At 67.5% G+C, this 17,577-nt stretch carries 18 protein-coding genes; 14 read left to right on the top strand and 4 right to left on the bottom strand.

Annotated elements, in window-relative coordinates; translation table 11 throughout:
• Window positions 1-26: 26 nt before the first annotated feature.
• The 7 genes from rplI to rbsD all read left to right on the top strand — a co-directional run bounded on the left by rplI (window position 27) and on the right by rbsD (window position 7,619).
• Window positions 27-479 (top strand): 50S ribosomal protein L9, encoded by a 453-nt coding sequence (gene rplI / locus F1C15_RS09160; protein ID WP_056058172.1) that lies wholly within the window; start codon window positions 27-29, stop codon window positions 477-479.
• A 716-nt stretch (window positions 480-1,195) separates the two neighbouring features.
• On the top strand, window positions 1,196-2,227 hold the full coding sequence (locus F1C15_RS09165; protein WP_185230712.1) for a LacI family DNA-binding transcriptional regulator: 1,032 nt from the start codon (window positions 1,196-1,198) through the stop codon (window positions 2,225-2,227).
• 2 nt (window positions 2,228-2,229) lie between these two features.
• Window positions 2,230-3,747: a sugar ABC transporter ATP-binding protein gene (locus F1C15_RS09170; protein ID WP_056058177.1), complete on the top strand. Its 1,518-nt coding sequence runs from the start codon at window positions 2,230-2,232 to the stop codon at window positions 3,745-3,747.
• A 32-nt stretch (window positions 3,748-3,779) separates the two neighbouring features.
• Window positions 3,780-4,751 carry an ABC transporter permease gene (locus tag F1C15_RS09175; protein ID WP_056058181.1) on the top strand — a complete coding sequence of 324 codons (972 nt, stop codon included), beginning with the start codon at window positions 3,780-3,782 and terminating at the stop codon, window positions 4,749-4,751.
• Between the two features lie 116 nt (window positions 4,752-4,867).
• Entirely contained in the window at window positions 4,868-5,803 is a 936-nt protein-coding gene (locus F1C15_RS09180; protein ID WP_185230714.1) for a substrate-binding domain-containing protein, read from the top strand.
• On the top strand, window positions 5,803-7,194 hold the full coding sequence (locus F1C15_RS09185) for a ribokinase (protein WP_219731536.1): 1,392 nt from the start codon (window positions 5,803-5,805) through the stop codon (window positions 7,192-7,194). The genes F1C15_RS09180 and F1C15_RS09185 overlap by 1 nt, the downstream gene beginning before the upstream one ends.
• Window positions 7,191-7,619, top strand: a complete 429-nt coding sequence (gene rbsD / locus F1C15_RS09190) for a D-ribose pyranase (protein ID WP_185230716.1) — start codon at window positions 7,191-7,193, stop codon at window positions 7,617-7,619. Before F1C15_RS09185 ends, rbsD begins: the two co-directional genes overlap by 4 nt.
• A gap of 105 nt (window positions 7,620-7,724) precedes the next feature.
• On the opposite strand, the gene F1C15_RS09195 is transcribed toward rbsD, so the two are convergent.
• Complete coding sequence (locus F1C15_RS09195; RefSeq protein WP_185230718.1) at window positions 7,725-8,246, bottom strand: hypothetical protein; 522 nt, start codon at window positions 8,244-8,246, stop codon at window positions 7,725-7,727.
• A gap of 657 nt (window positions 8,247-8,903) precedes the next feature.
• On the opposite strand from F1C15_RS09195, the gene dnaB reads away from it, so the two are divergent.
• Window positions 8,904-10,295, top strand: coding sequence for a replicative DNA helicase (dnaB, locus tag F1C15_RS09200; protein WP_185230720.1), 1,392 nt, complete (start codon window positions 8,904-8,906; stop codon window positions 10,293-10,295).
• 255 nt (window positions 10,296-10,550) lie between these two features.
• Here dnaB and F1C15_RS16175 read toward each other — a convergent pair whose 3' ends face one another.
• Window positions 10,551-10,676, bottom strand: coding sequence for a hypothetical protein (locus tag F1C15_RS16175; RefSeq protein WP_255465131.1), 126 nt, complete (start codon window positions 10,674-10,676; stop codon window positions 10,551-10,553).
• A gap of 817 nt (window positions 10,677-11,493) precedes the next feature.
• On the opposite strand from F1C15_RS16175, the gene F1C15_RS09205 reads away from it, so the two are divergent.
• The 4 genes from F1C15_RS09205 to F1C15_RS09220 all read left to right on the top strand — a co-directional run bounded on the left by F1C15_RS09205 (window position 11,494) and on the right by F1C15_RS09220 (window position 13,367).
• On the top strand, window positions 11,494-11,847 hold the full coding sequence (locus F1C15_RS09205; protein ID WP_185230723.1) for a hypothetical protein: 354 nt from the start codon (window positions 11,494-11,496) through the stop codon (window positions 11,845-11,847).
• A gap of 298 nt (window positions 11,848-12,145) precedes the next feature.
• Window positions 12,146-12,559, top strand: coding sequence for a TIR domain-containing protein (locus F1C15_RS09210; protein ID WP_185230725.1), 414 nt, complete (start codon window positions 12,146-12,148; stop codon window positions 12,557-12,559).
• Complete coding sequence (locus tag F1C15_RS09215; RefSeq protein ID WP_185230727.1) at window positions 12,559-13,038, top strand: hypothetical protein; 480 nt, start codon at window positions 12,559-12,561, stop codon at window positions 13,036-13,038. Before F1C15_RS09210 ends, F1C15_RS09215 begins: the two co-directional genes overlap by 1 nt.
• Window positions 13,035-13,367 (top strand): hypothetical protein, encoded by a 333-nt coding sequence (locus tag F1C15_RS09220; protein WP_185230729.1) that lies wholly within the window; start codon window positions 13,035-13,037, stop codon window positions 13,365-13,367. Before F1C15_RS09215 ends, F1C15_RS09220 begins: the two co-directional genes overlap by 4 nt.
• A gap of 12 nt (window positions 13,368-13,379) precedes the next feature.
• Here F1C15_RS09220 and F1C15_RS09225 read toward each other — a convergent pair whose 3' ends face one another.
• Window positions 13,380-13,745 (bottom strand): hypothetical protein, encoded by a 366-nt coding sequence (locus tag F1C15_RS09225; protein ID WP_185230731.1) that lies wholly within the window; start codon window positions 13,743-13,745, stop codon window positions 13,380-13,382.
• A gap of 301 nt (window positions 13,746-14,046) precedes the next feature.
• Here F1C15_RS09225 and F1C15_RS09230 point away from each other — a divergent pair, with 301 nt between their 5' ends.
• Together F1C15_RS09230 and F1C15_RS09235 are read left to right on the top strand one after the other, a co-directional pair.
• Window positions 14,047-16,527, top strand: coding sequence for a helicase C-terminal domain-containing protein (locus F1C15_RS09230; RefSeq protein ID WP_185230733.1), 2,481 nt, complete (start codon window positions 14,047-14,049; stop codon window positions 16,525-16,527).
• A gap of 170 nt (window positions 16,528-16,697) precedes the next feature.
• Complete coding sequence (locus F1C15_RS09235) at window positions 16,698-17,093, top strand: DUF6228 family protein (protein WP_185230735.1); 396 nt, start codon at window positions 16,698-16,700, stop codon at window positions 17,091-17,093.
• A gap of 50 nt (window positions 17,094-17,143) precedes the next feature.
• Here F1C15_RS09235 and F1C15_RS09240 read toward each other — a convergent pair whose 3' ends face one another.
• A complete protein-coding gene (locus tag F1C15_RS09240; RefSeq protein WP_185230737.1) occupies window positions 17,144-17,575 on the bottom strand; it encodes a hypothetical protein in 432 nt (143 codons plus the stop codon).
• Between the last annotated feature and the right edge of the window lie 2 nt (window positions 17,576-17,577).

A 17,577-nucleotide genomic window follows, 5' to 3' on the forward strand; every position in this document is an offset into this window, starting at 1 on the left:
CCAGCGCCGACTGAAGGAGAAGCACCATGTCGAAAGTAATCCTCACGCACGAGGTCTCCGGCCTCGGCTCGGCCGGTGACGTCGTCGACGTCAAGAACGGCTACGCGCGCAACTACCTCGTCCCCCAGGGCTTCGCCGTGGCGTGGAGCCGCGGTGGCGAGAAGCAGGTCGCGCAGATCCGCACGGCCCGCGAGACCCGCGAGCTCAAGACGATCGAGGAGGCCCACGACCTCAAGCAGCGTCTCGAGGCCCAGAAGATCCGTCTCACCGTCAAGACCGGTGCCGACGGCCGCCTCTTCGGCTCCGTCCGCCCCGGCGACGTGGCCGACGCCGTGACCGCCCAGGGCGTCGCGACGATCGACAAGCGCAAGGTCGAGATCCCCTCGGCGATCAAGGTGACGGGTGAGCACGAAGCCACCCTCCGCCTGCGCGAGGACGTCATCGCCACGATCACCCTCACGGTGGTCTCCGCGAAGTAGCTCCACCCGCAGCACCTGCACCGTCACGAGAGCGGCGGCCCCCTCGGGGGTCGCCGCTCTCGTGCGTCGTGGGGTGGGTCAGGCCGCTGCGATGAACCGCGTTCCGATCCATGAACCGCGTTCTGCCGCGGTTCATGGTTCGGAACGCGGTTCTTCGTCGAGGGCGGTGTGGTGGGCGCGGTGGGTGCACCTTGCTTCCTCAGCGCACCCGGTTCCGTTCAACGAACCCCGTTGCAAAGGGGTTCGTTGAACGGAACCGGGTGTCCTCCGGGCTCGGCGAGAGGCGCGGCCCCGGCATGCGGGCAGCCGCGAAGCGGGCGGCGCGCAGCACCCCGCTAGGAGGGCTGCATCGCCCGGCAGCGAGGCGGAGTCACGCGCGCCGCCATGAACCGCGTTCCGATCGATGAACCGCGTTCTGCCGCGGTTCATGGTTCGGAACGCGGTTCTTCGTGGAGTGGCCGCCAGCAGCAGGCCCCGCAGAACCACGGACTGATCAAAGAACCACGTCATCGCGTGGTTCTTTGATCAGTCGGTGGTTCTCGAGCGGGGACGGGGGACTCGGGGAGGCGCGGGGTCGGGGGACTCGGGGAGGCGCGAGGAGCGCGGAGCGGCAGCCGGCGGGGGCGCGGTTGACAGGGCGGGGGCCAGCGCCTACTGTCATGGAATCGATTCCATGGAATCGATTCCACAGCCCCACTACAACGAGGTAGAGCCCGATGAACGCCGTCACGATCAAGGACGTCGCCACGCGCGCCGGAGTGTCCCCGGCCACCGCGTCGCGGGTGCTGTCGGGCAACCCGTCGACCTCCGCCGAGTCGCGCGAGCTCGTCGAGCGGGCCGTCCGCGAGCTCGACTTCCGCCCCAACGCGCAGGCCAGGGCCCTCCGCTCGACGCGCTCCGACACCGTGGGCCTGCTCGTCTCCGACGTGCGCAACCCGTTCTTCGCCGACCTCGCCCACACCATCGAGCAGGCGCTGCTCGAGCTCGGCTACGTCACGCTGCTCGGCAACGCCAACGAGAACCAGCAGCAGCAGGACCGCTACCTCGACACCCTCATCTCGCGCCGCGTCGACGGCGTCATCGTCGCCCCGCAGGGCACCGACTCCGCCAGCATCGAGGCGCTGCTCGCCCGCGAGGTGCCGACCGTCTTCGTCGACCGCACGGTGCCCGGCCTCGACGTGCCGAGCGTCACGACCGACAGCGGCCCCGGCATCCGCGCCGCCGTGCGCCACCTCGCCGAGCTGGGCCACACCCGGGTCGGCTACATCGCCGGCCCGCAGAGCGTCTCGACCGGTCGCGAGCGGCTCGAGTCGTGGACGGCCGCGATCGCCGAGCAGGGCCTCAGCGACGACCCAGCCCTCGTGCACGTCGGCGACTTCCAGTCCGCCAGCGGCTCGGCCGCGGTGCACGCCTTCCTCAGCCTCGACCAGCCGCCGACCGCCATCCTCGCCGCCGACAGCCTGATGGCCGTCGGCGCGATCGCGATGCTGCACCGTCTCGACCTGCGCATCGGCCGCGACGTCGCGGTCGTGGCCTTCGACGACATCGAGTGGTTCTCGCTCATCGACCCCGCCCTCACCGTCATCTCGCACAGCGTGGAGGACATGGGCGCCACCGCCGTCGCACTGCTCCAGGAGGTCATCTCCGGGGGGCGACCGGAGTCGGTGACGCTCGTGAGCGAACTGGTGATCCGCGCCTCCTCGTCCTCTCCCGTCCCGACACCGCCCCGATCCCTCGGCAGGAACTGACCATGACCCCCACGATCGACGACGATCGCCCGCTGCTCACCCTCGACCACGTCAGCAAGTCGTTCGGCCCGGTGACGGTGATCGACGACGTCACCGTGCACGTCCGCGCCGGCAAGGTGCAGGTGCTGCTCGGCGAGAACGGCGCCGGCAAGTCCACGCTCATCAAGATGATGTCGGGCGTCTACCAGCCCGACGGCGGCCGCGTGCTCGTCGACGGCGAGCCCGTCTCGCTGCCCGGCACGCTCGCGGCCGAGAAGCTCGGCATCGCGACGATCCACCAGGAGCTCAACCTCGTCGCCTCGCTCAGCGTCGCCGAGAACGTGATGATGGGCCGCTTCCCGCGGAGGTTCGGCATCGTCGACCGCCGCGAACTCAAGCGCCGCGCCCGCGCCGCCCTCGAGATGATCGGCCTCGACGTCGACGTCGACACGAAGGTCGGCACGCTCGGCATCGCCCGCCAGCAGCTCGTCGAGATCGCGAAGGCGCTGAGCATCGACGCGCGCATCCTCATCCTCGACGAGCCGACCGCGGCCCTGACCCGCCACGAGACCGAGCAGCTCTTCTCCGTCGTGGCGCAGCTGCGGGCCCGCGGCGTCGGCATGCTCTTCATCAGCCACCACCTCGACGAGATCGCCGAGATCGGCGACACCGTGGCCGTGCTGCGCGACGGGAAGTTCGTCGCCGAGGTGCCCGCGAGCACCCCCGAGGCCGAGCTGGTTCGCCTGATGGTCGGCCGCGACATCGACGAGCAGTACCCGCGCGGCACCGGCCCGGTCGACTCCGCCGAGGAGGTGCTGCGCGTCGAGGGCCTCACCTCGAGCGTCTTCCGCGACGTCAGCTTCACGGTGCACGCCGGCGAGGTGCTCGGCATCGCGGGGCTCGTCGGCGCCGGCCGCACCGAGGTGGTCCGGGCGATCGCGGGAGTCGACAAGTACGACTCCGGCACCGTCAGCGTCCGCGGCGTGGTGCTGAAGAAGGGCGACGTCGCCGGGGCCATCGCCGCGGGCGTCGGCCACGTTCCCGAGGACAGGAAGGCGCAGGGCCTCGTGCTGGGCGCCTCCGTCAATGACAACCTCGGCTACGCGACGCTGGCCCGCAGCGCGAGGGCCGGACTGGTCGACTTCGCCGGGCAGCGCTCGGCGGCCGAGGCGGTCGCGTCGCGCCTCCGCATCAGGATGCGCGACATCGACCAGCAGATCGGCTCGCTCTCCGGAGGCAACCAGCAGAAGGCCGTCTTCGGCCGCTGGATCATCGCCGGCTCGACCGTGCTGCTGCTCGACGAGCCCACCCGGGGCGTCGACGTGGGAGCCAAGGTCGAGATCTACGAGCTCGTCAACGCGATCACGGCCGCCGGCGGAGCCGTCGTCATGGTCAGCAGCGAGCTGCCCGAGGTGATGGGCATGAGCGACCGCATCCTCGTCATGCGCGACGGAGTCGTCGCCGGCGAGGTCGCCGCGGCCGACGCCACGCAGGACGCCCTGATGACGCTCGCCGCCCGCGACGTCGCCCCCACGAACTGACCCCGACAGACGAACCCAGGAAGACGACCCAGATGACCACCACCACCGTGAAGGCGCAGCGACGCTCCTTCGACATCAAGGCGTTCCTCGCCGCCAACGGCGCCCTCGTCGGGCTCGTCGTGCTCTGCCTCGCCCTGTTCATCGCGACGCCGGACTTCCTCACCGGGCGCAACCTGCTCAACATCGGCATCCAGGTGTCGACGGTCGCCGTGCTGGCCTTCGGCATGACCTTCGTCATCGTCGCCGGCGGCATCGACCTCTCGGTCGGGTCGGTCGCGGCCCTGTCGGCCATGGTGTCGGGCTGGTTCTTCGCCACGGCGGGGCTGCCCGGCGGGCTGGCGCTCGTGCTGGGGCTCGGCACGGGCCTCCTCGCCGGCGTCGTCAACGGCCTGGCGAGCGCGTACGGCAAGCTGCCGTCGTTCATCGCGACGCTCGCCATGCTCAGCGTGGCGCGGGGGCTCACCCTCGTGGTCTCCGACGGTCGCCCGATCGCGACTCCCCCGGCCGTCTCCTTCCTCGGCGGCAACGTCGGACCGGTGCCCGTGCCGATCATCGTGCTGGTGATCGCGGCCGCGATCGCGTCGTTCATCCTCAACCGCACCGTCATCGGCCGCTCGATGTACGCCGTCGGCGGCAACGCCGAGGCCGCGCGCCTCTCGGGCCTGCCCGTCAAGCGCATCGTCGTGGTCGTCTTCGGCCTCGCCGGGCTGTTCGCCGCGCTGGCCGGCCTGCTGCTCGCCGGCCGCCTCGACTCGGCCCAGCCGCAGGCGGCCTCGGGCTACGAGCTCGACGCGATCGCCGCCGTCGTCATCGGCGGCGCGAGCCTGGCCGGCGGCGTCGGGCGCATCTCGGGCACGATCATCGGCGCGCTCGTGCTCGTCGTGATCCGCAACGGGCTCAACCTGCTGAACGTCACGTCGTTCTGGCAGCAGGTCGTCATCGGCGTCGTCATCGCGCTGGCGGTCGGCGTCGACGTGCTGCGGCGCAAGACGCGCAACGCCTGACGCAGCGGCAGGGCACCCGGGGCGAGCGCGCCCCGGGTGCCCGCCCCGCGCCTCCTCGGCTCTTTTCCCCCTCCTCTTCTCCCCCACCCCCACCCGCACCCCACGAAGGACCCACGATGAAGTCGACCTCGTTCCGCAAGACCGCCACGATCGCGGCGATCGCCGCCCTGATCACGACCGGCGCCGCCGGCTGCAACCGCACCCCCGCCGGTGAGGCCGACAAGCCCACCGTCGTGCTCTCGCTCAGCACCCTCAACAACCCGTTCTTCGTCGAGCTGCGCGACGGCGCCGTCGCCGAGGCGAAGAAGCAGGGCGTCGACCTCGAGGTGGTCGACGCGCAGAACGACTCCGCCACGCAGGCGAACCAGCTCGCGACGGCCGCCTCGAGCGCCGACGCGGTCATCCTCAACGCGGTCGACAGCGACGCCGCCGGCCCCGCCGCGAAGCAGCTCAACGACTCGTCGGTGCCGATCGTCGCGGTCGACCGGGCCGTCAACGGCGCCGACGTCGCCTCGTTCGTCGCGAGCGACAACGTGGCCGGCGGCAAGCAGGCCGCCGACGCCCTCGCCGCCGCCATCGGCGAGAAGGGCGAGGTGATCGTGCTGCAGGGCGTCGCGGGCACCTCGGCCAGCCGTGACCGCGGCCAGGGCTTCGCCGACGGCATCGCCGCGTACCCGGGCATCACCGTGGTCGGCCAGCAGACGGCGAACTTCGACCGCGCCACCGCGCTCGACGTGACCACCAACCTGCTGCAGGCGCACCCCGACGCGGTCGGCGTCTTCGCCGAGAACGACGAGATGGGCCTCGGAGCGATCCAGGCGCTCGGCTCGCGCGCCGGCAGCGACGTGAAGGTCGCGGCCTTCGACGGCACCGAGGACGGCCTGAAGGCGGTCGAGGCCGGCACCATGTCGAGCACGATCGCCCAGCAGCCCGCCAAGCTGGGTGCACTGGCCGTCGACCAGGCCGTCAAGGCGATCGACGACGACGGGGCGGCCGACGAGGCCGTCGACGTCATCACGGTGACGAAGGAGAACGTGGGTGACTTCAGCTGATGAGCAGTGCGGATGAGGCGGGTGCGGGTGCGGGTGCGGCGGCGGCCGGGCAGGTCGGTGCGGGCGGCGACGCCGGTGCGGCCGGTGCGGCCGGCGCCGGGCAGGTCGGGACCGAGGGAGGCGCGGGGTACGGCCTCGAGGCCGGGATCGTCGGTGACGTGACCGGCTCGGGGGAGCCGCGCCGCGCCTCCGGCGGGCCTGCGGCGGGTGGGGAGGCCGGGGCTGACGCCCAGGGCTCCCCCGCCGACGGCGACCGCTCGGGCACTCCTGCCGCCGGCACCGTCACCGGCACGGTCGTCGTGGTCGGGTCGATCAACGTCGACCAGGTCGTGACCGTGGCGCGCCTGCCTCGTCCGGGCGAGACGCTCATCGGCACCGGCATGGTGCTGCTGCCCGGGGGCAAGGGCGCCAACCAGGCCGTCGCGGCCGCGCGTCGCGGGGCGTCGACCGTCATGGTCGGGGCCGTCGGCGACGACGTGCACGCGGCGGCGGCGACCCCGCTGCTGACCGAGAGTGGCGTCGACACGTCGCGCGTCGAGGTCGTGGCCGGCCCCACCGGGCTGGCCGTGGTCAGCGTCGGCGACGACGCCGAGAACACGATCGTCGTCGTGCCGGGCGCCAACGCGTCGGTCGGGCACGACGCCGTGGAGCGTCACGCCGACGTGCTGCGCTCGGCGGCGGTGGTCGTGCTGCAGGGCGAGATCCCGGCCGACGGCATCGAGCACGCGGCGCGGCTGGCGACCGGGCGGGTGCTGCTGAACCTGGCGCCCGTCGTCGCGGTCGACGCGGAGATCGTGCGGCTGGCCGACCCGCTGGTGCTCAACGAGCACGAGGGGCGCCTGCTGCTGGCGGCGCTCGAGGGCTCGGCGTCGGTCGCCGACGCCGCTGAGCTCGGCGAGGACGCCGTCTCGTCGGTGTCCCTGTTCTCCGACTCGCCCGAGGGCGGACCCACCGACGGCTCGGCCGGCCTGGGGGAGGCGCGCGACGCGGACGCCGCGGTCGTCACCGCCCTGCGCCAGCACGGGGTGCCCTCGGTGGTGCTCACGCGCGGATCCGCCGGCGCGATCGTCTCGGACGCAACAGGCCTGCACCACGTCGCGTCGCCGCGCGTGGCGGCGGTCGACTCGTCGGGGGCCGGCGACGCGTTCGTCGGGGCCCTGGCGGCGCGGCTCGCGGCGGGGGCGACCCTGCTCGAGGCGGCGCACGAGGCCGTGCGGGTGGGGGCGTACTCGGTGACGGGCGCGGGGACGCAGCCGTCGTACCCGGGGCTGGGGGACGAGCTTCCGTCTGTGGAGTCTGTGGACTCCGACCTGGACGGTGACGTGGCTGCTCCTGGGGACGGTGGGGGCGCCTCCTCGGGGGCCGGCTCTGCTGCTGAGGGCCGCGCGTGAAGCGCGGCGGACTGCTCAACGCGCAGCTGAACGAGGCGATCAGCCGGCTCGGGCACGGCGACCTGGTGGTCGTGGCCGACTGCGGGCTGCCGCAGCCGATCGGGGTGCCTGTCGTCGACCTCGCGGTCGTGCACGGGCTGCCGAGCTTCGCCGGGGTGCTGGACGCGCTGCTGGGTGACCTGGTCGTCGAGGGCGTGACGGCGGCGGCGGAGAGCCGCGGGGCTGCTGCCGGTGAGGTGATCGACGCGCGGTTCGGTGCTGGCGGCGGCGGCGACGGCGGCGGCGGGCTCGGGCTCGGGCTCGAGGTGGCGCACGTGTCGCACGAGGAGCTCAAGCGGCTCAGCGGCACCGCGCGGCTGTTCGTGCGCACCGGTGAGGCGACTCCGTTCGCGAACGTGGTGCTGCGCTGCGGGGTGCCGTTCTAGCTCGCCCGCTGCGCCCTGCCGAACCCCGTTCCGCTCATCGCACCCCGCTACGTCGGGGTGCGGTGAACGGAACGGGGTTCTTCAGCGCCCGGGGAGACCCGGGCGTCAGAACACGGCCCACGACGAGGCCCGGTCGCCGTCGAGCTCGGCGAGGGCCCGGCGCCGGTCGCGGGCGGCGGCCGAGCGCTCGGCGAGGAGCGGCCCGAGCGCGCCGAACACGACGCCCGGCAGCACCCAGCCGGGCCACGGCAGCACGAACCCGCCCACGAGCACCATGGCCGTCGTCGACAGCACCGCCGAGATCGAGCCCAGCACCAGGACGCGGAGGCGCGGTGAAGCCCCCGCGAGGACGGGCCGGAAGAGCGACACCAGCGCCCCGAGCAGCGCCCCGGCGACGAGGCCGACCGGGACGGTGAAGCAGGCGAAGAGCAGCCACGCGATGACGAGGCCGGGCGCGGCAGCCCACGAGCTGCTCAGGAGGTCGCCGTCGGTGGTGAGCGTGAGGGCGGAGGCGGTCACGGGGGAGACGAGCCCGGCGGCGGCGCCGACGAGCAGCCCGGTGAGGGCGTAGGCGCCGGTGCGGGTCGAGGCGTCGCGCAGGGCGAGGGCGGAGGGGTCGTCGGTCATGCCCGTCCCCCTGTCGTCCGGTCGCCGGGCGTGGTCGACCGTGCTGACTCCATCCAGGCCCACGCGGGTCTCGCGCGCAACCCCTCGAACCACGGACTGATCAACGAACCACGTTCTGACGTGGTTCGTTGATCAGTCGGTGGTTCGGGCGCGCCGGCGGGCTGTGCGGGCGGCGGAACCGGGGGAGTCGCGGGTCGGCTCCGGCGCCCGCCACCCCCGAACGAGGGGGTTGCCGGAAGCTGAACACGAGCCGTGCCCGTACAGGTCCGCGAACCCCCGTGTCAAATCTCTCGTCCACAGGCAGTTGTCAAATCGGGAGTCTCAACTCCTGGTTCAGACTATTTTCTGCACACAGGGTGGGGATACGGAAACCCCAGGTCAAAGCCGGTAGAACGAGCAAAATCCCCATTTTCTCCACAGGTCGATCCACAGTTGTCCCCAACCGCCTCCGGCGTTTCTCACCGGTTCTCCCCAAAGTTATCCACAGGGCTGTTTGCTGTGGAGAACTAGGTGTCCATAAGGTGTACCAGCGCTCGTCAGGGTGGGTCGCGACGGTCTGGTCAGGGGTTGTCGGGGGTCTGCCGTAGAACGGTCTCGAGCGCCTCCCGTGCTGCCCGGCACGGCCCCGAACACCGTCTCTTCTCCTCCGGAGGTCCCATGTCGATCGCCCACCTCGGTCTCGCCAGCGACACCAGCGACCGTGACCGGAAGGGCGGCGGCGACCGCGGCAACATGATGGACCGCGTGCCCCCGCACGACCTCCTCGCCGAGCAGAGCACCATCGGCGGAATGCTGCTCAGCAAGGACGCCGTGGCCGACGTCATCGAGACGGTGCGCGGCATGGACTTCTACGTGCCCAAGCACGAGGTCATCTACGACGCCATCCTCGGCCTGTACTCGCACGGCGAGCCCACCGACGTCATCACGGTCAGCGACGAGCTGATGAAGTCGGGCGACCTGTCGAGGGCCGGAGGCGCGGAGTACCTCCACACGCTGACCGGCGTCGTGCCCACGGCCGCGAACGCCGGCTACTACGCCTCGATCGTGGCGGAGAAGGCCGTGCTGCGGCGCCTCGTGGAGGCCGGCACGCGCATCGTGCAGATGGGCTACGCGAGCGAGGGCGAGGTCGTCGACCTGGTCAACAACGCGCAGGCCGAGGTCTACAACGTGGCTGGGGGAGTCCAGACCGAGGACTACGTGCCGCTGAACGAGGCCGTGACGGTCGCGATCGACGAGATCGAGGCGGCCAAGGGCCGTGACGGTCAGATGACCGGCGTTCCGACCGGCTTCGCGCAGCTCGATGCGCTGACGAACGGTTTCCACCCCGGGCAGCTGATCATCGTGGCCGCGCGACCGGCCCTGGGTAAGTCGACGTTGGCGCTCGACCTGGCGCGGGCGGCGTCGATCAAGCACGGGCAGGCGTCGGTGTTCTTCTCGCTCGAGATGGGGCGCAGCGAGATCGCGATGCGTCTGATGTCGGCGGAGTCGAGCGTGCCGCTGCAGAACATGCGCAAGGGAACGGTGGATGCGCGTGACTGGACGAACATCGCCCAGGTGCGAGGGCGGATCAACGACGCCCCGCTCTTCATCGACGACTCGCCGAACATGACGCTGGTCGAGATCCGTGCCAAGTGCCGTCGTCTGAAGCAGCAGCACAACCTGAAACTGGTCGTGATCGACTACCTGCAGCTGATGACGTCGGGCAAGCGGGTGGAGAGCCGTCAGCAGGAGGTCTCGGAGTTCTCGCGGGCGCTGAAGCTCATGGCGAAGGAGTTGCAGGTGCCTGTGATCGCGCTGTCGCAGCTGAACCGTGGCCCCGAGCAGCGTGCCGACAAGAAGCCCGCGATCAGCGACCTGCGTGAGTCGGGGTCGCTCGAGCAGGACGCCGACATGGTCATCCTGCTGCACCGCGAGTCCGCCTACGAGAAGGACAACCCCCGCCAGGGCGAGGCCGACTTCATCGTCGCCAAGCACCGCAACGGGCCGACGGACACGATCACGGTGGCGTTCCACGGGATGTTCTCGCGGTTCGTGGACATGCCTAGCTAGGTCTTGTTTTGTCGTCTGCGAGTTAGTTTGTCGAAATGCTGCCTAGATCGTCGCTTTTGATGAAGAGCGACAATCTGATTTGCAGTTGAGCGGGCAGAATCTCGAGTCTGGGATGTCCAATCAAGGGTCGCCTAGTGCGACGAGGTGCGGCGCATTAGCTCCGCGGGGAGCTATGACTGGAACGGCGGCAGCATCGAATCGAGCCCCGGGGGCTGGACCGTCCCCGGCCATACCTCCGGCTCCGGCGAGCTGCGCTCAATCAGCGCGGGTATCCGCCTCATGCTGCATCGCCCAGGCGACGGCAGCGTTAAGCGTGTCGAAGGTCCGCAGCCACGGCCGGCGGCCGCCGTCGTCGCGGCAGTGCGCGTAGACGTCGTACACCCAGCGGCCCGTCGAGCTGCGGGTTGCAACGTACCCGAGAGGTGGCGCTGGCAGGTGCTGCACGAGCCACAGCCCGTGCGCACCTGGGAACACCGGCCGCGCGTAGGGGTGCTGCTCCCCTCGCTTGGCGAGGATGCTCCGCATCGCGTCGCCTGGTTCCCGCACACCCACAGGCGCACGGTAGGTCGAGCCACCGACAGGGACAGCGCGTCCCGGGGAGGGCCGGCTGATGGATCGGGCATGAGGCAACGCTAAGCGCTGTCGCGTGACTCGGGACGGCGCCCGTAGACGACTGAGAGCACCGCGAGGGCTCGCTTCGAGTGACGGGGCTTACCCAGGATGCTGACCAGGATGACGAAGATGAAGATGGCCATCCACAGACAGGGCACGACGAACATCACCGGGCTTACTGAGGCCGCCGCAAGAGACAGCGTGGCGGGTGCCCACGCCAAGATGGACTGAATACTCAATATCGTGCTCCAAGCGGTGCTCGACGCCCCGCGTGTCTCCACCAGTTGGCTGACGATATTGCGATGAATCCGGAGGCAAGGTTTGGCTGCCTGTCGTCCCGCAAGAAGCGCGTCCCGTGGGGGAAACGCGATACTCAACGGGCAGGAAGCCCCTTGCTGCCCTCTGCGTTGAGGAGTTGCGCCACAGGCTTGGTTTACTTAAGAGTGAGACGCAAGAAGTTTGTAGATATTCAGAGTTTTTGAGTGTCTGTCTGAATTCGTAGTTGAACTTGGAAGCCCGGATATCACTCGTTTGCATGCATTGATCTGCCGCACTGGATTCGCACAGGTCAGGACAGACTGACCGCATGACGAATCGAAACCTGCTTGTGACGAAAGAATGGATCTGGGTAGTTGTGTTGTTAGTGGTCTGTAGTGCCGCTGCTTTGTGGCTGGTAATGACTATTCCGTTCGTCAACAAGCTACCCGAGGGAACGAGCACCGTGACCGAGTACGTCGTGAACCAGACCGTGTCGCGTTTCGGTATCCCCGTGGTCGCCTTCCTGTTTTTAGCGGCGTCGATGACCGTGCTCGGACACAACAGGGGCGACGGGCGATCTCGACTCGACCTCGGCGCCAAGCTGTGCAGCTTGGGAGCCGCGTCGTTTTCTCTATGGGCCGTTGGCGTCGCCATTGCAGTCGGCGGTGGAGTCTCCAAGTGATCTCCAGTGTCTAGTTGGGGTCGGTTGAAAACGATCAATTACGGCTGGTGGCGAAGGGCTAGTGAGTCTCTACAAGCCCATACACAGACGAGAGGCCGGATCTCGGGCCCGACCTCTCGCCTTAGCATTCCCGAGAGTCATGGACGACTCTCTGCGAGAAGGGGTTCTGTTCAGGTCCGGCTAGTGGCCGGTGCCGAGCTTGCCAGCGATGCCGGGTCCCTGGCAGTTGTTGGGCGCTCGAGGGCCTAGCCCAAAGGAAACAGTGAGCAATAGGCTTCGACAAAGATTGGGGAACAACATGGCTGAGCCACGGGCATTTTTGAGCTTTGATTTTGACCACGACGCGACGTCGCGGGTCCTCTTCGCCGGCCAGGCGAAAAAGGACTCACCGACACCCTTCACGGTCCAGGACTGGTCGAGTAAGAGATCTCTGCCCGAGGCTCAATGGGAACGATTGATCGCTGCGAAAATCGCGGCGACAAACGTCCTGATCGTTCTGGTGGGGCCCACCACATATACGGCCACGGGTGTGGTGAAAGAGATTGCTTTCGCTAAGGCCGCGAACGTGCCGATTTTCGGTGTGTACGTCAACGGCGCAGGTGCACTTACGCCTCTACCTACTGGGCTGCAGCGCAACCGCACGATTGGCTGGACTTGGAAGGCGGTTGCGGCGGTAGTCGACCAAGCCCTTGGTGAAGGCAAGAACGCATAATGACCGTGCCTAGCGGAGCGCGCGCATTAAGCAACGGCGAACTTCTTGATCTGTACAAGCTGACCGTTGAAATGGCCGATCGGGTGTCGGCTCGGCGCGGCCAGGCTAATCAGTTTTATGTCGCTTTGCAGACAGCCTTGCTGGGGGCCCCAGCACTTTTCTCCGTCGTTGGAGAAGGGGCAGAGATCAATCCCCTGCGTGGATTTCTCCTGGCCGTCGTAGGCGTCATGGTCAGCGTTGTCTGGTGGTTCCAGTTACGCAGTTATCGTGATCTAAACACCGCTAAGTTCGTCGTCATTAACAAGATTGAGGCCGACAATTTGCCGATCACCCCATTCTCGGACGAGTGGGCTCAGCTGAAAAAAGACCCCGTTCCGAAGCTTCGAGATAGGTATGCAGAATTGGGATTTGTGGAGCGCTTCGTGCCCATTGTGTTTCTTCTCGTGAATGCGGCCCTCGCTGTGAGTGTGTGGCTATGAAATACATCGACAAGATCGCCTTGGCCGTTAGGGATGAATTGAAGCCGGAGGACCGTCCCGCGGAGCATGGCAAGGCGCTGTACGAGCTGTATGCGCTCCTGGTGCTCACCCGTGGCGATGAAACATCGTTAGCTGATGTGCACGATGCGTGGTCGGTCTGGATGGGAAGGATCAATCCGGAGCACGAGGCTCTGGTGCCTTTTGGCACGCTCTCCCGATTGAAGCAGGACGAGGATCAACCATTTCGAGATGCTATCCGGCGGGTGGCTAAAGACCCTACGCTGGCCAGACTTGTCCACAGAGCTAGCGCCCATGACACTTCCAGATAGGAAAAGTGGCTATTAGTTCTTGAGAGCTTCCGCCAGTTCCTCCGTCTCGTTTTGGAGGGCATCCCAGTCGTACGAGTCGACCTCGCGAGGGCGGAGGAAGTTCACGCGGATTCGCAGCGGTTCCTCGATTCCGACGAAGAGGGCGTTCCCAGAGGCTTTCGCGAGCTCACCTTGGACGTCCAAGAGGGCTCCTGGCCCGTGGAGGTCGCGGGCCTTGAGTTGCTTCTTCACGGAGGCGATCGAGCCCAATAGGGTTTTGCGCGTTGCGGCGTCGAGGTTGCCCGAGCCCCACTCCCGCGCCAGCGTGTGGAGGCCGGCGAGGAACTGAGCTGCTTCGGCGTAAACGATGTCGTCTCGAAACACTTCGTGCAGTTGCACCGCACTGGCGCCCACACCACGAATGAAATTGCTGACCTCTTTGGCGTCGCCCGTTCAACGTTCTGCTGAGCAAACCAGCGCGGTCAGCAGCCGTGAGCCTAATTGGCGCGTGCGGACCAGGAACGGCATGGTCTACCCACTGTCTCTACATAACAACGCGATCTCGTTGTCGCAAGCACTGCAGCCCAGGGCTAGGCAGGCTTATTCGGCGTCCTTTATGGTGTGCAAGGGGTCAGGCTCAGGTCGGCAATGCGGCTGCGAATGAGTTTCGCTGCACCCCAGGAGCGACGGGGCAAGGTCAATGGTCGACTTCGGGGCAATGCTGGCGAGCGACGCGGACGACGCGCCGATCGAGCCACGTGAACTGCACAGCCAGCTGACAAAGGCACCCGGGTACGGGTATCTACGGGACGTGCAGGGTCAGGTGCTCTCGAAATGGCATGAACGCCGCGACGAACGTGACATCGTCATCAAGGTCAACACCGGCGGCGGCAAGACCATTGACGGTCTCATTATTCTACAGAGCTACCTCAACGCAGGTGAGGGGCCGGCGCTGTTCGTCGCGCCTAGCGACTACCTCGTAGGTCAAGTTCTCGCAGAGGCCCAAAAGCTCGGTATCGAGGTCACGACCAACGTCGACGGGGCGGCGTACCTTAATAGCGAAGCCATCGGTGTCGTCAACGCCCATAAACTGGTCAACGGACGTACTGTCTTTTCGAGCCGACGGCCAACACGTCCTCGCGCTCCCATCGGAGTGGTCGTGGTCGACGACGTACATGCGGCCCTTGCTACAACCCGCGAAAAGTTGTCCTTGACAGTGCCACGCAAGAACGCGGCATTTATGCCTCTCTTGGACCTATTTGCGGAGGATTTAAAAACTCAGTCCTCGGATTCGTACCTGGACGTGCGCGACGATCGGCGTGGCGCTCCTGTCAGAGTGCCGTTCTGGGCCTGGCGATCCAAGGTTGAACAAGCACGGGAGATACTTCGCAAAGAAACTGGTGAAAAGCAGGACCTGTTCTATGACTGGCCGGCTGTGGCAGAAGTCTTGCCGCTGTGCCGCGCCGTCTTCTCAAACCACGAGCTGACGATCACGCCGCACTGTCCTCCTATCGACCACGTGACGTCGTTCATGGAAGCAAAGCACCGGGTGTTCCTCACCGCAACGCTCGCCGACGACAGCGTGCTCGTCACCGACTTCGGCGCCTCTCCGGCCAGCGTGCAGTCACCCATCACCCCTCTGTCTGCCGGTGACATCGGAGAGCGAATGATCGTTGCTCCACAAGAAATCAATCCCGCACTCACCGCCGAGGCAATCCGTGCAGAAATCATCAGTCTCAGTAAGACATTTAACACAGTGGTGCTCGTCCCTAGCGCTTCCTGGGCGGAAGCCTGGAGAGCGCACGCGGCCATCGTTGCTACGAAAGACGACATTGATGAGGCCGTCAAAAAGCTTCGCGGCAAGAAGCACGTCGGACTTGTTGTGCTGGTGAACCGCTACGACGGGATTGACCTTCCCGACGACGCCTGTCGGATTCTCGTTCTCGACGGCTTGCCTGAGGCGTTTAGCCCGGAAGAGCGCCTGAGTTCCAGCCTCGCCCGCGCCAGCTCCGGGATCGACGACCGCCAAGTACAGCGCATCGAACAGGGAATGGGTCGCGGAGTACGTAGCAACGAGGACCACTGTGTCGTGTTCCTGCTTGGCCCTCGGCTTGCGCAGCTCACCGTGGACCCTCGCACGGTGACCCGTTTTAGTCCCGCAACCCAGCAGCAGCTCAAGCTCTCACGCCAAGTTGCGGCGAACATGGACAACCTCCCGCTCAGCAAGATTGTCGATACCGTCAAACAGGCGCTCACGCGGGACAAGAACTGGGTGGAGCTAGCCCTTAAGGCACTGCGCAACATTGCCCCGGCGCCGGGGCATGTCTCAGACGCGGCGGTTGCAGAACGGGAGGCATACGTCCTGGCGCACAACGCCGATCTGGCCGGCGCACGTGATCGAATCGCTACTGCCGCAGCTGCAGCGGACGAGACTTCCTCGGGGAGACTGCTGGAGCTCCAAGCGACGTACGCCGACATGACTAGCCCGGAACTCGGTCAGCAGATCCTCACCCAGGCCCGCGCGAAGAACACCAACGTCACAAAGCCCCTTGCCGGCCTGACCTTCGTGGCCCTCGAAACCCATTCACCTCAGGCAGTGGCGTGTGCCGCCCGCCTGGGGCAGAAATACTCGACCGCCGCCGCGCTGCGACTGGACGTGGAGTCCATCATTGAGGACCTCGCTTTCGATGAGTACCGAGTTGAGCAAACTGAGGAGGCTCTGCGTCGCGTCGGCGAGTTCATCGGGCTCGGGTCCCAGCGTCCCGAGCACGATACAAACACCGGTCCCGACAACCTCTGGGCGCTAGGCAACAACGAGTTCTGGGTCATCGAAGCAAAAACAGGGGCGAAAAGCACCGCCATCGGGAAGCGTGACATGAGTCAGCTCGCGTCATCGATGCTGTGGTTCGGTCAGCGATACGATCCTGCCGCTCGCGCGGTGCCGATCATGGTGCACCGCGCCGTCGCCGCCTACTCGGACGCGACTCCTGTGACTGACATGAAAATCATCACGGAGAGAGGGCTAGGCGAGCTCACCGCGGCCCTGCGCGCCTTCGCTATTGCCCTTGCCGAGGGTGTGTGGGCGGACCCCGAGGCTGTGGCTCCCTTGCTGGAAGGCCATGGGCTCTCTTCCAGAAAGCTGAGCAGTTTCACCACCGCGCAGCGCGGCATCAAGAACTGATTGCATCGTCGCATCCACCGTGTCGGCGGCCAATGGCTCAGCTGGATCTGCTTTGGGCCCGCCAGGCCCGCGCCCGAGCCATCGTCATTATCAAGACGAAGCACGCCATGGTTTTCATCGCCCCAACGACTGAGCACCAGGGCTCCCCGCATCACTGCCAAGCTGACCCCATGGATCCCGTCGTCGTCATCGGCACGCACTCCGAGGGCGTGACCGTCCTCGACGTCGAGCGCTTGGCCCACGAGGAGGGCGAGCAGGTGCTGGTCGAGATCAACCGCGGGGGCCTCACCGCCGCCCGCTGGGTCTTCTTCTTCCACGATGCGTCCGAGCTCGTCCGCTACTTCTCCTCCCTCTCCCGGCACTGGCGCGGGTGGCAGGGCACGAGGGAGTGGAAGAGCCTGGAAGGCGATCTCGAGATCCAGGCGACCCACACCGGGTCTCACGTCGACTTCGTCGTCTCGCTCCGCTCCGAGCCGTCCTGGCGGTCCGAGATCAGCCTCACCGTCGCGGCCGGCACCGACCTCGAGCGGATCGCCGACGTCCTGGCGACGACCCTGCCGACCTGAGGGGACGGCGACGTGACGGGTGTGGGGGAGTGGGCCCGCGACTCCTCGGGTCAGCCCCGGTCGGGGACGCAGGGGGCGTCGTCGCCGAAGGCCTCGGTGACGCGGCGCACGGCCTCGGGGGTGCCCCACTGCTCGACGTGCTCGCAAGCGCGGTCGGCTCGGGAGGCGTACATGCCGAAGACGCCGACGTCGACGTAGGTGTAGTCGTGGACTCCGACGGAGCGTGCGCCGGTGCCGGGCTCGTCGGGCAGGTCGATCACGGCTCCGTCGGGGAAGCGCATCTCGACTCCGTGCGGCGCACAGGTGGGCAGGGCGTCGGTCGAGAGGTCGGCCACGATCACCGGCTCGTCCGTGCTGCACCACGGGATGTCCGTCTCGGCGGCCGTGAGGGTGAGCGGCACGTCGGGGTCGGCCCTCACCGCGAGCACCAGCAGGACCAGGGCGAGGAGGAGCGCCGCCGTGATCCCTGCGAGGAGCTTCATGA

Source organism: Frigoribacterium sp. NBH87 (genome assembly GCF_014217665.1).
Classification (GTDB): Bacteria; Actinomycetota; Actinomycetes; order Actinomycetales; family Microbacteriaceae; genus Frigoribacterium; species Frigoribacterium endophyticum.

Bases quoted from the DNA above. Each gene is read 5' to 3' on its own strand.
- rplI (WP_056058172.1), top strand. From the start codon at position 27: ATGTCGAAAGTAATCCTCACGCACGAGGTCTCCGGCCTCGGCTCGGCC.
- F1C15_RS09165 (WP_185230712.1), top strand. From the start codon at position 1,196: ATGAACGCCGTCACGATCAAGGACGTCGCCACGCGCGCCGGAGTGTCC.
- F1C15_RS09170 (WP_056058177.1), top strand. From the start codon at position 2,230: ATGACCCCCACGATCGACGACGATCGCCCGCTGCTCACCCTCGACCAC.
- F1C15_RS09175 (WP_056058181.1), top strand. From the start codon at position 3,780: ATGACCACCACCACCGTGAAGGCGCAGCGACGCTCCTTCGACATCAAG.
- F1C15_RS09180 (WP_185230714.1), top strand. From the start codon at position 4,868: ATGAAGTCGACCTCGTTCCGCAAGACCGCCACGATCGCGGCGATCGCC.
- F1C15_RS09185 (WP_219731536.1), top strand. From the start codon at position 5,803: ATGAGCAGTGCGGATGAGGCGGGTGCGGGTGCGGGTGCGGCGGCGGCC.
- F1C15_RS09195 (WP_185230718.1), bottom strand. From the start codon at position 8,246: ATGACCGACGACCCCTCCGCCCTCGCCCTGCGCGACGCCTCGACCCGC.
- dnaB (WP_185230720.1), top strand. From the start codon at position 8,904: ATGTCGATCGCCCACCTCGGTCTCGCCAGCGACACCAGCGACCGTGAC.
- F1C15_RS09205 (WP_185230723.1), top strand. From the start codon at position 11,494: ATGACGAATCGAAACCTGCTTGTGACGAAAGAATGGATCTGGGTAGTT.
- F1C15_RS09210 (WP_185230725.1), top strand. From the start codon at position 12,146: ATGGCTGAGCCACGGGCATTTTTGAGCTTTGATTTTGACCACGACGCG.
- F1C15_RS09215 (WP_185230727.1), top strand. From the start codon at position 12,559: ATGACCGTGCCTAGCGGAGCGCGCGCATTAAGCAACGGCGAACTTCTT.
- F1C15_RS09220 (WP_185230729.1), top strand. From the start codon at position 13,035: ATGAAATACATCGACAAGATCGCCTTGGCCGTTAGGGATGAATTGAAG.
- F1C15_RS09230 (WP_185230733.1), top strand. From the start codon at position 14,047: ATGGTCGACTTCGGGGCAATGCTGGCGAGCGACGCGGACGACGCGCCG.
- F1C15_RS09235 (WP_185230735.1), top strand. From the start codon at position 16,698: ATGGATCCCGTCGTCGTCATCGGCACGCACTCCGAGGGCGTGACCGTC.
- F1C15_RS09240 (WP_185230737.1), bottom strand. From the start codon at position 17,575: ATGAAGCTCCTCGCAGGGATCACGGCGGCGCTCCTCCTCGCCCTGGTC.